The sequence below is a fragment of the Pseudomonas fragariae (ex Marin et al. 2024) genome (assembly GCF_059621105.1).
Genome location: NZ_CM184369.1, coordinates 2217773 through 2231308 on the forward strand (window position 1 = coordinate 2217773; position 13536 = coordinate 2231308).

Annotated in this window: 11 protein-coding genes and 1 pseudogene; 5 read left to right on the plus strand and 7 right to left on the minus strand. The window is 53.4% G+C overall.

The window, feature by feature from the left end:
* The first annotated feature begins 90 nt into the window (after positions 1–90).
* Positions 91–1902: an NACHT domain-containing protein gene (locus AC54XV_RS09955; protein WP_110392404.1), complete on the plus strand. Its 1812-nt coding sequence runs from the start codon at positions 91–93 to the stop codon at positions 1900–1902.
* 114 nt (positions 1903–2016) lie between these two features.
* Here the strand turns inward: AC54XV_RS09955 and AC54XV_RS09960 are convergent.
* Positions 2017–2415 (minus strand): annotated as a pseudogene (locus AC54XV_RS09960) (DNA adenine methylase); the annotation flags it as partial.
* A 140-nt stretch (positions 2416–2555) separates the two neighbouring features.
* On the minus strand, positions 2556–3815 hold the full coding sequence (folC, locus tag AC54XV_RS09965) for a bifunctional tetrahydrofolate synthase/dihydrofolate synthase (protein ID WP_096127138.1): 1260 nt from the start codon (positions 3813–3815) through the stop codon (positions 2556–2558).
* Between the two features lie 390 nt (positions 3816–4205).
* On the opposite strand from folC, the gene AC54XV_RS09970 reads away from it, so the two are divergent.
* The gene (locus AC54XV_RS09970; protein WP_496718496.1) at positions 4206–4739 is read left to right on the plus strand and encodes a DUF2165 family protein; all 534 of its coding nucleotides are present in this window, start codon (positions 4206–4208) and stop codon (positions 4737–4739) included.
* A gap of 596 nt (positions 4740–5335) precedes the next feature.
* Here the strand turns inward: AC54XV_RS09970 and AC54XV_RS09975 are convergent.
* Positions 5336–6463 (minus strand): site-specific integrase, encoded by a 1128-nt coding sequence (locus tag AC54XV_RS09975; protein ID WP_096127154.1) that lies wholly within the window; start codon positions 6461–6463, stop codon positions 5336–5338.
* Between the two features lie 102 nt (positions 6464–6565).
* Between AC54XV_RS09975 and dusA the strand changes: the two genes are divergently transcribed.
* Complete coding sequence (gene dusA / locus AC54XV_RS09980) at positions 6566–7585, plus strand: tRNA dihydrouridine(20/20a) synthase DusA (RefSeq protein WP_110392405.1); 1020 nt, start codon at positions 6566–6568, stop codon at positions 7583–7585.
* A gap of 113 nt (positions 7586–7698) precedes the next feature.
* On the plus strand, positions 7699–8130 hold the full coding sequence (locus AC54XV_RS09985; RefSeq protein WP_011267332.1) for a universal stress protein: 432 nt from the start codon (positions 7699–7701) through the stop codon (positions 8128–8130).
* Here the strand turns inward: AC54XV_RS09985 and AC54XV_RS09990 are convergent, their stop codons facing one another.
* From AC54XV_RS09990 to AC54XV_RS10005, 4 genes are read right to left on the minus strand one after another with little or no spacing between them, the layout of a single operon-like run.
* Positions 8131–8595, minus strand: coding sequence for a response regulator (locus tag AC54XV_RS09990; protein WP_003406975.1), 465 nt, complete (start codon positions 8593–8595; stop codon positions 8131–8133).
* The gene (locus AC54XV_RS09995; protein ID WP_496718499.1) at positions 8592–10931 is read right to left on the minus strand and encodes an ATP-binding protein; all 2340 of its coding nucleotides are present in this window, start codon (positions 10929–10931) and stop codon (positions 8592–8594) included. The genes AC54XV_RS09990 and AC54XV_RS09995 overlap by 4 nt, the downstream gene beginning before the upstream one ends.
* On the minus strand, positions 10928–11596 hold the full coding sequence (locus AC54XV_RS10000; RefSeq protein WP_011267334.1) for a response regulator: 669 nt from the start codon (positions 11594–11596) through the stop codon (positions 10928–10930). The genes AC54XV_RS09995 and AC54XV_RS10000 overlap by 4 nt, the downstream gene beginning before the upstream one ends.
* Positions 11593–12777, minus strand: coding sequence for a sensor histidine kinase (locus AC54XV_RS10005; protein WP_024642134.1), 1185 nt, complete (start codon positions 12775–12777; stop codon positions 11593–11595). Before AC54XV_RS10005 ends, AC54XV_RS10000 begins: the two co-directional genes overlap by 4 nt.
* A 192-nt stretch (positions 12778–12969) precedes the next feature.
* Here AC54XV_RS10005 and AC54XV_RS10010 point away from each other — a divergent pair, with 192 nt between their 5' ends.
* Positions 12970–13494, plus strand: a complete 525-nt coding sequence (locus tag AC54XV_RS10010) for an SgcJ/EcaC family oxidoreductase (protein WP_024642133.1) — start codon at positions 12970–12972, stop codon at positions 13492–13494.
* Positions 13495–13536: the final 42 nt, after the last annotated feature.

The following is a 13536-nucleotide window of genomic DNA, read 5'->3' on the forward strand; positions in this document are numbered from 1 at the left end:
CCAAGCTAGACTGATCAGTAAAAACGTCTAGAATCATTAAACACTAAAGATAAAAATCGATCTTTACATATCAATCAAAAGGAGCCAAAAATGGCAAGCGCAGCATTTACCGCACTGCCGCTAAGCAAGCTATTGACACCAGTTATAAGTGATCTTTATAAAGAAGCCAAAGGAAAGGTTAAAGAAGAGCTATCCAAATGGAACACCAGCAAAAACATAAAAGATATAGCGACAACACTAATAAAAATTGACAACGTTAAAACCATATGGGCACCAGAAGCAGACACACCTCTTGAAAAATTCTACTACCCTTCAAAAATAACCTTACCCAACAAAACGCTAACCATCAACAGTTACGAGGATTTACCAAGCGGAAACATAGTTATTGAAGGAATAGTCGGCCAAGGCAAATCAATATTTATGCGACATCTAGCCGCATCTTTTATAAAACCGAACCTGCCAACCATAATCCCTATATTTATAGAATTAAGACATATCACCTCAAAAAGAACACTCACCGAACTAATAAATATATTTTTAAACTCAATCAATGTAAAGTACTCTCCTGAAACACTTTACTATTTAACTTCATCGGGAAAAGTCTCACTAATTTTGGATGGGTTCGATGAAATACCCAGTGAATGTATCTCTGACACTATCCTAGAGCTACAAACCCTGCAAACATGCCACCCCAACATGAAGATAATAGTATCGAGCAGACCCAAAAGCCACATCCAGAACGCAATAGGCTTTAAAGTAATTCCACTGGCACCGCTCACTTCCGCAGACTACCACCCTTTTATTTCCAAGTTAATTTCACACGAAATTAGACGTCAAGAAATCCTGACAGCCATTCGGGAGTGTCCGACCAATATAAAAGGACTTATAACAACTCCACTTATGCTAACACTAGTACTCATAGTATATGAAACAGAACAAGTAATACCTTCTACGCTTTCGGATTTTTTCGACCGGCTTTTTGGAATCGTATTTGCTAGACATGACAGGTTGAAAGCTGGATTTAATCGCCAACATCATAGTGGCCTGCCGGAGTCAAAGCTAAAGAAATTGTTTGACACATTCTGCTTTATGGTTATTCAAAGCGGGCAAGGTAGAACGATAAGTCAGTCGGCGTTCAATCGAGCCTTTGAAGACGCTGTGGAATACGACCCGCAATACAAATGCGAAAGTGAAGACTTCAAAAAAGATATAATTAATGTCGCTTGCCTTATGATAGAAGAAGGCTTCAACAAGATAACATTCCTACACAAAAGCATTCTAGATTATCACGCAGCAGCATTCATTAGAGACCAGCCCGACAACTTAGCCCAAAAATTCTATGAGGCAGCTTATACACATGCAAATCGATGGGAGCATGTGATAGATTTCTTGAAATCCATAGACTCGTATCGCCACGCAAAAGATTACGTTCTGGGAAACTTTCCAGAAGATCTTCGTGAACTACAATACATAATTGAAAGCGATGAAGAAAAACCGTTACTAGCATATCTAGATAAAATAGCACCTAACGCAGTAATGCGAATCTTAACCGATAGCAGGACAGAGTTCACGAGCACAGGAACAATATTGTCAGGAGCAACTGCAGCTAGCGCAGAGCATCTCCCAAGTGCTTTCTTCAGGCTGATAAGAAGTGCATCGCCCGATGAGATAAAAAGAATAGTTATCCTTAGCGGCTCAGATGACACAGATGAACCACCTCTACTAACAACAAAAGCAGTCATAAGCGTTTTAGGAAGTGACGCAATAAAACAGTACCTTAAAGAGAGAGAGTTTTCGTTGAAAACCGAGTACGAACGTTCACAAGCTCATGTAGAGCAAGATAAAGTAAGGAGCGACCGATTTATCGGAATACTATCCAGGAACCGCAACGCCCTAGACTAACGAATATCAAGACGAAAAACGGCCTGTAGCTTAACTATGCTATAGCACACGCAACAGGCCAAAATCACAAAAAACAAGAGCGCTCAAGTTGCGGCACGTCTAGAATCACAGCACTTAAAACATTCTATTAAGATCTTGCGGCTCCCAGTTCATTACGACCATCTCACTAGAGACAGTACCTTTGCCTTGCTTTTTGTTAGAAATACTGTAGCAAACATTTAGCACCTCGAAGTAAAAACCATTGAAAACTTGCCGAATGTCTGGATGGTCATTAATACTGACCATTACCTTTCCTTTGCACCGCCGCATGAAGTCGGCCATCCGTTCATAATTCTCAAACGGAAAATCCACCCCGTACCCAGCCGTCTGCCAATAAGGCGGGTCCATGTAGTGGAAGGTGTGGGGCCGGTCGTAGCGCTCGGCACAATCCAGCCACGGCAGGTTCTCCAAATACGTACCGGACAAACGCTGCCAGGCCGCAGAAAGATTTTTTGATTTTCGGCCGCAGTTTAGTCAAATAATAGAACGCATGTTTAACTGGCTGAATGAGAATCGTCGCATCGTCATGCTTCGACAAGCTCGCAACATATTACGACGATGGTCTCATTGGCCTGCGTTATGCGGTACTTGTGACACTACTTTTTGTATAGAGCCTAGCTTTCCAAATGAAGGGTCAGCTCTTTCAATATAGGTGCAACAGACATAAATGAACCGCAAATAACAATAACATCCTCCTCCTCTGCATCTTCGCGAGCAGCATTCCATCCAGCCGTGATATTTGAGTATACGCCAGCGACATCAAGATATTTTGAAATGTCGTTAGCTGAGGAGCTTCTTGGGCCGGCAGAAGTACCACAGCAAAACCATTTGCTGGCTACCGATTTTAATTCGCGAATAATACCGGCGATGTCTTTGTCAATAAGCACGCCAATCACAATAAGAAATCTTCCTTTGACTTTAAGGCCTTTTAGACGTTGGGCCAAGTACGCAGCTGCATGAGGATTATGCGCTGCATCAAGAATTACAACGGGCTTACCTTGAATAATCTGAAACCTTCCTGGCAGATTATCCGTCGCTAGCATTTTTTTCACAGCATCCGGATCAAAATGTAATCCGGATGCGCGCAGCGCTGACAGTGCTGTAGCCATATTTGAAATAGGCATTAGCGGCAATGGGAGCTCGTTTATTACGCCCTGTTCGTCTTGGTAAGACCATGTGTTTTCAAATGCCTGCCAATCCCAGTCCACACCTAGCTTTAGTGGGATCGAGCCGATCTGGGTAGCCCATTTTTTTAAGGTTTCAGGTGGGTAAAGCTCTCCAATGATGGCAGGTTTGTCGGATCGGAATATACCCGCCTTAATCAATCCGATACTTTCCTTATCTTTTCCAAGCCACATCTCGTGATCGAGCGCCACATTTGTTACAACGGAAATGTCAGCATCGACGATGTTAGTAGCGTCATCCCGTCCTCCCATGCCAACTTCGATTATCGCTACGTCGACTTTTTCGCATTTCATTATATGAAGCGCGGCAAGCGTATTGAATTCAAAAGGCGTTAAAGTTGTCTCCAGTCTGGCTTTATTTATCGTATGGAAGGCACTGGCGAAGCTACTTTCAGGAACGCTATTTCCTTGTATTCTGACCGTTTCCTTGTAGTCATGCAGATGAGGTGAGCTGAATGTGCCAACTGTGTAGCCGGAGTAAATAAGGATTTTTTCAATGGCATGACACGTCGTGCCTTTGCCGTTGGTCCCACCTATCAAAAACGTGAATTTGGCCGGCTTTTTAATATGCATTTTATCGGCTACTGATTCAACTCTACTGAGGCTCATATCAATAACTTGTGAGTGTAGACTGTCTATATAAGAAAGCCAGTCAGCCAAACTAGACGATTCAGTGCAGATTTGGGTCATGATAGGTCCTGTGATGTCAAGATCGCATGAGTACATGGTGCATGTGGCGAAGAGATAACAAAGCTTCGCACCGCTGGCAAATATCGGGATTTTTAAATTATAGTATTTAAAGTGACATCCAATAGTGCGGGCAGGAAGTGCACTGGTGGCATAATGGTACCTAGCCGTTGTCTAGGTTTTTCCTAGCCTTGGGGCGCATTAGGTGCTAGACAACAACGACCTGTCTGGTGAATACTAAATCACACATGAACGCTCGGCGTGACTGGAGCTGGGGGAGGGCGCAGAAAATGAATATCATAAGGTATAGTGCCTACACTCTAGAGGCTAGCATCGCTGCGATCTTGGCTAAAGGTCGCTTGATTGAATTTTATTTATACTCTGGATGATGCAATGACTGCTTTACGATTCTCGCAGGCTACTCTCGTGGTGTTTATATTTTTTTACTTGCTATTGGTTGGCTATAATAACATGGTTGACTATGGGTCGAATTTTGCTTTCGTACAGCATGTCTTGTTGATGGACATCATTTTCCCCAGCAACCCACTTGCCTCTCGATCAATAACGAATTCAACTCTCCATCATGTAGTCTACTGGATTATTATATCTGGAGAGATAGCATCGGGCGTATTGTGTTTTTTGGGTGGGTTGAGACTTTTTCGAAATATTCGCAGCGAAAACTCAATTTTTACAAAGAAGAAAAACTTGGCTATAGCTGGTTTAATTATAGGTATTGTTCTTTGGTTTTTTGGGTTCATGACAATTGCTGGAGAATGGTTTCTAATGTGGCAGTCTCAAAAATGGAATGGGCAGCAGGCTGCGTTTAGGCTTATTGTTTGCATGGGTGTTGTTTTGATTTACCTGATACAAAATGAACCCGGCTCCGTCAATTCATGTGGTTCAGAACCAAAAGAACCACGTTCGTGAGAAATCGACACGCGCCGACTCCTCATCTGGCGTATTCAACCAACAGAGATCCTTTAAGTAGCGAGCTGTGAACTTCGGATTTGATTTAGAACCGACATCAGTTTATGTCATGGATGAAGCCCGTAAAACCTAGCTTCGCATTAAGGTGAGTGCATGAGTGACTGATCTGCTATGTCTATAGGCTAGTCTATCAGACACTGGCTGCATACAACAAAATCTACTATGAGTCACCATCGCCCATCCCAACCAATTTGTTGCTCATTCAGAAGGCTACTCCTGTTCACTGTTATGCGGCGTTCACTCGTTCTCTGGTTCATAAACTATCCTTATCAAACGGTGGCGGCGTCAATGCGCCAGATATCAGGGTAGTCGAGAGACGTGCGCGCTATGCGAAAATGGGAGCAAAACGTACCGAGAGAGATGTTTTTGTTGTGGCATCCACCCTTGATAGCAGGCCCTATACCGCATTCGTCTGAGTTCCATGCTTTTCTCGGTTATGCAAAAAATATGCTAGGCGAAAAAAGACTATTAGATTCGGGGGCTTTCTTAGAGTCTGTGTCGCTCCGGATAAGCACAGTGTGAAGTTAATTGTTGCATCATCGTTGGGTCGTGCGTGCGCCAAGGTCAACCTTCGCGTCCAAAATTCGCTTGAGCCATCCCCAGCCCTGATATGGGTCACCACGCCCTCGCAGGTGTGTGTAACGTCGCAAAGAATTCCAGTCACGGTGCCCCGACACGCTCGATACCCTGGGGATGTCCCTGTCCATCTCGAAAAGTCTGCTTATGCCGTCGTGTCGCATGTCATGAAAGCGCAGATCTTTCAGCTCTAGATACTTACAAGCTCGTGTGAATGCGGCAGAGATCGAATCTGAGTTATAGGGAAAAATCTCTGCGCATCCTTTAGGCATGCTCTGCAGGATCGCCCAAGCTTCGTCAGGAAGGTGGCACCAGACGTCATTCCCGATCTTCTGTCCGGGATTTTTCATGTCTCTCACCAAGACTGCCTGGCGTTTTTCATCCAGATCGTCCCAGCGAATGCGGGTGATTTCTTCCTGCCTACGCGTGGAAAATATTGCGAACCCCAGCACTTTGGGCATATTGGTCGAAGTCGGCTTACGTATTTGCATCTCAAAAAAGTGGGCAAAAAGGGCATCGAGCTCATCGTTAGTGGGTCTCCGAGTTCGCTCCTTGCTTTTGCTGACCATGCCTAACTTACGCAGGACGATCCGCGCATCCGACGTTGCGTGAGGGGCGACGTCATATCCCCATGCTGGCTTTGCTACGGACAGCACCGCTCCGAGATGCGACAGATCATTGCCTACGGTTTGCGCCTGGACTCCGCCGCCTTCCTTGCCCATTCGCCATTGCGCGTACTCAACCAGTTTCTGACTGGTCAATGCTGAATCTGCCACCTCTCCCAGCCAGCTTTCACTGATTGCATTGAGGGTTGCCCGCTTTGTCTTGCCCAGAGGGCGAACCTTCTCGTACTCATCAAGGTATCGATCAATCATCTGTTTGACGCTGACAGTCTTGCGGTTCATGCGCTCAATCGCACCTGGTACGGCCAGCTCGGCCTCACGTCGTTTCATCCACGCGTGAGCCACCCACTTGCGGTCGAAGGTTCGGGTTTCCTGATAAACTGGCTGGCCGTTTCGATTGATCCGTATCTGCGCGTAGTCAGCAGTCATGTCGTCTTCGCGCTTGAAGGGTCTGATCGTTCCTATTTTGAGTGGGTACATTTTTGATTTGGGTTGGTACACATTACCAACGCGCTACAAAATCCAAGCAAAGATGCCCATAAACCGCTGTATAAAAGATCAGTATCGATGAGCATCGAAGAAGTAAAACAACCCGTAAACGCTGGTGAATCGGCCCCAGTACTATCCCGCCGCTTCTCCGTCGCCCCGATGATGGACTGGACCGACCACCACTGCCGCTACTTCATGCGCAAGCTCTCAAAGCATGCCTTGCTCTATACCGAGATGGTCACCACCGGTGCCTTGTTGCATGGCGACCGCGAGCGGTTCCTGCGCCATGATGAAACCGAGCATCCGCTGGCATTGCAGTTGGGTGGCAGTACGGCGGCGGATCTGGCTGCGTGTTCGCATCTGGCGCAAGAGGCGGGGTATGACGAGGTCAATCTGAACGTCGGTTGCCCGAGTGACCGGGTGCAGAACAACATGATCGGCGCGTGCCTGATGGCGCATCCTGAGCTGGTGGCGGATTGCGTGAAGGCGATGCGCGATGCGGCCGGTATTCCGGTCACGGTCAAGCACCGCATCGGTATCAACGGCCGTGACAGCTACGCTGAGTTGTGTGATTTCGTCGGCAAGGTTCAGGAGGCGGGTTGCCAGAGTTTCACGGTTCATGCGCGTATCGCGATTCTCGAAGGGCTGTCTCCCAAGGAAAATCGCGATATTCCGCCACTGCGTTATGACGTGGTCGCGCAGTTGAAGTCTGACTTTCCCGGCCTGGAGATTGTGCTCAATGGCGGCATCAAGACGCTGGAGCAGTGCAGTGAGCATTTGCAGACGTTCGATGGGGTGATGCTGGGGCGTGAGGCTTATCACAACCCGTATCTGTTAGCGCATGTCGATCAGCAGTTGTTCGGCAGCACTGCGCCGGTCATCAGTCGTTACGATGCGTTGGAGTCGATGCGGCCGTACATTGCGGCGCACATTGCCAGCGGCGGCAACATGCACCACGTCACCCGGCATATGCTCGGTCTTGGCCTGGGTTTCCCCGGCGCGCGACGCTTCCGGCAGTTGCTGTCGGTTGACATACACAAGGCCGAAAACCCCATGCTGTTGCTGGATCAGGCCGCGGCGTTTCTTCAGGGGCATTGATCGCATGTGCGGTGCGTTGATCTGAGCTGAATCAAAGGAACCGCTTATTCCAGTAGCGGCGGTATCGGGCTGCGGTTATGTTGAGCGCACAACCCAACAAGGAAAAAACGCCCATGCACAAAGTCCTGGTTCCTTTCGACGGCTCCAAGCACGCCATGCGTGCCCTGGGCTATGTCATCGAGCTGTCTGGCGAGCTCAACAAGCCGCTTGAAGTGCATGTGCTCAACGTGCAGGCCAGCCCCATCGACTACAGCCTTTATCTGGCGCCCGACATGATTGATGGCGTCAAGGCCGGCCTGACCAATGAAGGCAAGCGGGTGCTGGCTGATGCGGTTGCGTTGTTGACTGCTGCTGGTGTGCCGTTTCTGGCCCACGTCGATCTGGGTAATGTGGCCGAACAGGTCGAGGCCGCAGTTCAGCGACTCGACTGCGACGCCGTGGTCATGGGCACCCGCGGGCTGGGCAACATTGGTGGCCTGCTGCTGGGCTCGGTGGCCACGGGGGTGATCCACGAAGCATCGGTGCCGGTGACGCTGATCAAATAATCACTGCTGCGCCAGCGTGCGCGGCTGGCGCAGCAGTTCGATATTTTCCGCAGGCACCAGCTCGCGCAGCGATTTATACAGTGCGCGGGTTTCCAGCAGGTTCCAGATGCGCAGCATGGTTTCCAGGGCATCCAGCGGCTTGCTGATGAAATCCCGTGCGCCCAGTGCCAGCGCGCGCAGGCGGGTATCGCGCGTCGCGTCGGCGGTCAGCACCATGATCGGCAGGTAGTCATTGGCTGGTATGCGCCGGTTGAGCTGCTCCAGCACCGCGAAGCCATCGAATTCGGGCATGTGCAGATCGAGCACAACAAGGTCGGGCTCGAAGCTGTTGAACAGGTCCAGCGTGCGCAACGGCTCGGTGCTGCTCAGGACATTGGTCAGCCCCTCGCGGGCAAGCAGTTGCTCCATCAGATCAAGGTTGGGCCGCTGGTCGTCGATGATCAGAATGCGAAAGTCGCCGGTCATGTGGGCTCCGGTAAATACTGGTCCAGGAGGGCAAGAAACACCGGCACCTGGATGGGTTTGATCACAATGGCCGTAGCGCCGGCCTGTTTCAGTTCGCGATGGGCTTGATCACTGGTATCGGCAGTGATCATCAGCACCGGCGTCTGGGCGGTAGCCGGCAGTTGGCGCAGACGTTGCAACACTTCAAGCCCCTTGATGTCCGGCAGGCTGAGGTCGAGCAGAATCAGCTGTGGCGCATGCTGGCGTGCCAGGTCGAGCCCCAGTTGGCCCTGCATGCTCGACAGCAACTGGATACCCGGTCTGCGTTGCAGCAGCGTTTCAATCAAGGCCATGCTCGACAGGTTGTCTTCGATGCACAGCAGCTTGCCATGATAGACCGGGCGGGCAGGTGAGCGTGCATCAGGCGTTATCTCGAGGCGAGTGTCAGCTTGACGCGGCAGAGTGGCGGCAGGCGGCTGCACCCGCACAAGCGGCAGCGCCAGTATGAACCGGCAGCCTTCGTCCGGCGTGTTCTGTACGGAAAGCGTGCCGTGCATCATCTCCAGCATGCTTTTGCTCAGCGCCAGTCCCAGCCCGGTTCCTTCGACGCTCGGGTTGGCATCCAGGCGTTCGAACGGCTTGAACAGCTGCCCGATACGCTCCGGCGCAATCCCGTAACCGGTGTCCACTACGCTGACCGTCACCTGCTCGGCGGTCTGCTCGATTTCAATCCGCACCTGGCCAGCGGGCCGGTTGTATTTGATCGCGTTGGACAGCAGGTTCAGCAACACCTGAATCAAGCGCTGACGATCCGCCACTACGCCGATCTCGTCAGGCAGGTTCGGCAAGGGCTTCAACTCTATATTGGCGTCGGCGGCCATTGGCGAGACCAGCACCAGGGCTTCTTCAAGCACGTTCGACAGGGATACCGGCTCGAGGATCAGGGACACATGCCCGGCTTCGATTCTGGCGATGTCGAGCACTTCATTGATCAGCTTCAGCAGATGCTGGCCCGCCCGCAGAATATGACCGATTTGCGGGCGCTGGCTGGCGGGGGAGTCCATGTCCAGCAACTGGGCAAAGCCCAGAATCGAGTTCAGCGGCGTGCGCAGCTCATGGCTCATGCGCGACAGGAATTCACTTTTGGCCCGGCTGGCGCGTTCGGCTTCCTCGCGCGCAGTACCCAGGGCAATTTCGGCAACGCGACGATCACTGATGTCACGGGTGATCTTGGAGAAACCGCGCAGTTCGTCATTGCTGTCGTACTGTGCGGTGATCACCACACTGGCCCAGAAACGGCTGCCATCCTTGCGTTGGCGCCAGCCTTCTTCGGTATAACGGCCGTTGACGGTGGCTTCATGCAGCGCCATGTCGGGGTGTTGCGGACACTCCTGTTGCAGATAGAACACCGAAAAGTGCTGGCCGATGATCTCCTGCTCCGTGTACCCCTTGATACGTTCGGCCCCTGCGTTCCAGGTGGTGATGTAGCCGTTGCGGTCCAGCGCGAAGATGCCGTAGTCCTTGACGCCTTCGATGATCAGCCGCAAACGCTCTTCGTTGTCGCGCAGTGCGCGTTCGCGTTCGGCCAGCAACTGCCCGGCTTCGACCAGCCGGGTGCCGAGCTGGCCGATTTCGTCCTTTTCAGGCGGCTGGGGCAGCAGCGGATGCCCGAGCGCCAGACGCTGGGCGTTGCGTTGCACCTGATGCACCCTGGCGACGATGCCTTTGGACAGCATCAGCACGGCAAGAATGGCCCCGAAGATTCCGCAGGCCGCTGCCAGCAGGGTGGACAGCAGCAGGCGCTCGCGGGTGGCTGCGGCAGCCTCGGTGCGTTCGGCAAGCAGCGCGTCTTCACGCTCGCGCATGATGCCGATGCGTTCGCGCAACTGGTCGAGTACGTACTTGTTTTCGATCAGGATACGGGCGACGGTTTCCCGGTCCTCCCGATTCATCGAGCGCAGTTTTTCCAGGCCTTCGACCTTGGTGTTGATCAGCGGCTCGATGGCTTTCAGGTGTTCGCGCATCTGCCCGTCACGCACATTGGTGTTGAGCCGGGTCAGCGCCGCCTCGATCAGCGGTTGCGCGTTGAGATAGCCGGGCAGGAAGTCTTCCTGGTGGGTCAGCAGGTAGCCACGCACGCTGGCCGCACCTTCTGCGATCTGGGTGTGAAGGGTCTGGATATCGCCTTGCACAAGCAGCACACGCCGTACGTCTTCCTCTGCCCGAGCGGTCTGGCGCTCGGCGATATAAATCAGCACCAGCGAGAACATCAGAATCGCCAGTGGCAGCGAAATGGCCACCAGTGCCTTGCCGCGTAGCGGAAGGTCTTCCCAGCGACTGCTGGCGTGTGCCGTCATTGCCAGTCGCTCGTCGATTGGCTCACCAGCCCCAGTGCCACACCGCGTACCGCCGCCTGAGTGCGGTCCGAGGCGCCGAGCTTGCCGATGACCTTTTCCACGTGGGCCTTGGCCGTGCCGGTGGTGATGCCGAGTTTTTCGCCGATTTCCCGGTTGCTGAAGCCGCCCGCCACCAGCCCGAGTACCTGGCGTTCGCGCGGGGTGAGGGTTTCCGGCAGGGCTGCACCACTGGTGTTGCGTTCGGTCATGCGCCGCAGCAGGCGCGCGCTGACGGCGCTGTTCAGTGCTTCTTCACCACGCGCCACGCGTTGCAGGCCGTCGATCACTTCGTCGCGGCTGGCATCCTTGAGCAGGTAGCCCACCGCACCGGCGCTCATGGCGGCCTCCAGGTGATCGGTGCTGTCGTCCATGGTGAAAATCACCACTTTCAGCCCCGGCATGCGCTGCTGGAGAATTCGTGCAGCGCCCAGCCCGTTGAGCACCGGCATGCGAATGTCGAGGATGGCGATGTCCGGTTGCAGTTCCTGGCACAGATCGATGGCTTGCTGGCCGTCGGCTGCCTGACCGACCACTTCGAACTCCGGATGCCCCGCCAATAGCGAGACGAACCCGGTACGCGTCACTTCATGATCATCCGCCAAAACCAGTCGCACAGTGTCAGTCATGTTATTGCCTTGTCTGCGGTAAAAGGAACGATGGCGCGCAGTCGGGTGCCGTGCCCGGGCCGACTGACGCAGGTCAGACGGCCGCCGAGCAGGCTGGCGCGCTCTTGCATGGCCACCAGGCCCAGTTTCTGGACGCCTTTGCCATTAAACGGTTTCTGGGTGATGAAACCACTGCCGTTGTCTTCCAGCAGCAGTGAAATGTGCTCTTCACTCAGTTCCAGGGCCAATTCTACGCGGCCTGCACTGGCGTGTTTGAGCACATTGTTGATGCCTTCCTGGGCAATACGGAACAGGGCGATTTCCAGATGGCTGGGCAGGCGGGTCAGGGAGCGCGAGCGCCAGTGCACCGCGACTCCGGCTTCGCGCAACCGGTCGGCGTCCTTGTCGACTGCCTGCAGCAGGCCGAAATCGTCGAGCACGCTAGGACGCAGGCCACTGATCAGCTGTCGACCTTCACCCACGCAGTGCTGCGCCAGCTTGAGAATGGCCTGCAGATCGGCGTCCAGCGGCTCGGGCAGGTCCGGACAGCGACCGGCAAAGCCCTGCAATCGCTGGTGCAGACCGGCCAGTGTCTGAGCCAGACCATCATGCAGGTCGTAGGCCATGCGCTTGCGTTCGTCTTCCTGAGCAGTGAACAACTGGCGAACCAGTTCGGACATGGTCTGCTCTCTGACCACCAGCGCGTCAAGCAGCCGATTGTTTTCCAGGTGTGCCGCCAGCAACGTTGCCAGCAATTGCAGCGACTCGATGTCCTCGTTGTCCGGCGCATTGATGCCCACGCTGTTGGCCAGCAGCAGGGTGCCAAAAGAGCCTTCATCGGCGCCACGCAACGGTAACAGCAGCATGCACGGCAGATCGGCAGCGGGCCGCTCCAGCCATTGCGGGCCGATGGCCAGCGGGTCGGCAGCGGTTTCAAGCGTGGCGAGGCGTTCTGCACTGCCATGGCTGGCGGTGGTCTGCACACCGTTGTCGGCGCTCCATTCCAGCAGCAGGCCATGGTCCATCGCCACGAATGCGCACGCGCGTTGCAGCACCCGCTGGCGCATGGCTTGAGGTGGCAGATGGGTCAGCTCCTGACCGGTATCGACCAGCAGACGAAGACGTGCGGCGCGGCTTTGCGACTGGCGATACTGGTTGCGGATGGCCAGTGCGCTTGCCGGGTCATGGGGAGGACTTTGCATGGGGTGCTCCAGCGAGGGTTGATGCCCGCGCGGGCATAACAGAAGTAAGGCTATTAGAACTGTATCAGGAGGTGAAGCCCATCTGCCGATCGGCATACACAGATAACCCCGGTTGGCCGATGGCGAGCCGTGGCGGGAAGGGCAAAGTGGCACTCACTGAATCCCTGAACAGATCCCCGTAGGAGAGTAGCGATGAAAACGAAATTGACCGCCCTGGCCCTGTTGCTGGCTGTAAGTGCACCGATGGTTCACGCTGCTGCCGAGCCGCCCGGCTATACCTACCGCATGGTGGCCGAGACGCCAAGCAATGTGAACGACAAGGAGATCGCCGGTCTGTTTGATCGCTGGAACAAAGCCCTGCAAACCGGAAACTCCACTACCGTCGCATCGTTGTACGCGCCGGACGCTGTCCTGCAGCCTACGGTCTCCAACAAAGTGCGTGCCACTCCGGCAGAGATCAAGGACTACTTCGACAAGTTCCTGGCGCTCAAGCCGATTGGCGAGATCAACTACCGGGAGATTCGTCGCCTGGGGCCTGATGCCGCAGCGGACAACGGTGTCTACACCTTCACGTTGACGGCGCCGGACGGCAAGAAGACCAAGGTGCAGGCACGTTATTCGTTCCTCTACCACCGCGTCGGCAACGAGTGGAAGATTCTCAACCACCACTCCTCGGCGATGCCGGAAGTGCAGCCCGAGTATCAGGTCAGCCGCTGATCTGTCGCCTGCCAGGCTGAAAACAAAAATCCGGAGCCAGTG

What these genes read in the sequence shown, in the direction of transcription:
- AC54XV_RS09955 (WP_110392404.1), top strand. Translation starts at nt 91, where the DNA reads ATGGCAAGCGCAGCATTTACCGCACTGCCGCTAAGCAAGCTATTGACA.
- folC (WP_096127138.1), bottom strand. Translation starts at nt 3,815, where the DNA reads ATGACCCAAATCTGCACTGAATCGTCTAGTTTGGCTGACTGGCTTTCT.
- AC54XV_RS09970 (WP_496718496.1), top strand. Translation starts at nt 4,206, where the DNA reads ATGACTGCTTTACGATTCTCGCAGGCTACTCTCGTGGTGTTTATATTT.
- dusA (WP_110392405.1), top strand. Translation starts at nt 6,566, where the DNA reads ATGAGCATCGAAGAAGTAAAACAACCCGTAAACGCTGGTGAATCGGCC.
- AC54XV_RS09985 (WP_011267332.1), top strand. Translation starts at nt 7,699, where the DNA reads ATGCACAAAGTCCTGGTTCCTTTCGACGGCTCCAAGCACGCCATGCGT.
- AC54XV_RS09990 (WP_003406975.1), bottom strand. Translation starts at nt 8,595, where the DNA reads ATGACCGGCGACTTTCGCATTCTGATCATCGACGACCAGCGGCCCAAC.
- AC54XV_RS09995 (WP_496718499.1), bottom strand. Translation starts at nt 10,931, where the DNA reads ATGACGGCACACGCCAGCAGTCGCTGGGAAGACCTTCCGCTACGCGGC.
- AC54XV_RS10000 (WP_011267334.1), bottom strand. Translation starts at nt 11,596, where the DNA reads ATGACTGACACTGTGCGACTGGTTTTGGCGGATGATCATGAAGTGACG.
- AC54XV_RS10005 (WP_024642134.1), bottom strand. Translation starts at nt 12,777, where the DNA reads ATGCAAAGTCCTCCCCATGACCCGGCAAGCGCACTGGCCATCCGCAAC.
- AC54XV_RS10010 (WP_024642133.1), top strand. Translation starts at nt 12,970, where the DNA reads ATGAAAACGAAATTGACCGCCCTGGCCCTGTTGCTGGCTGTAAGTGCA.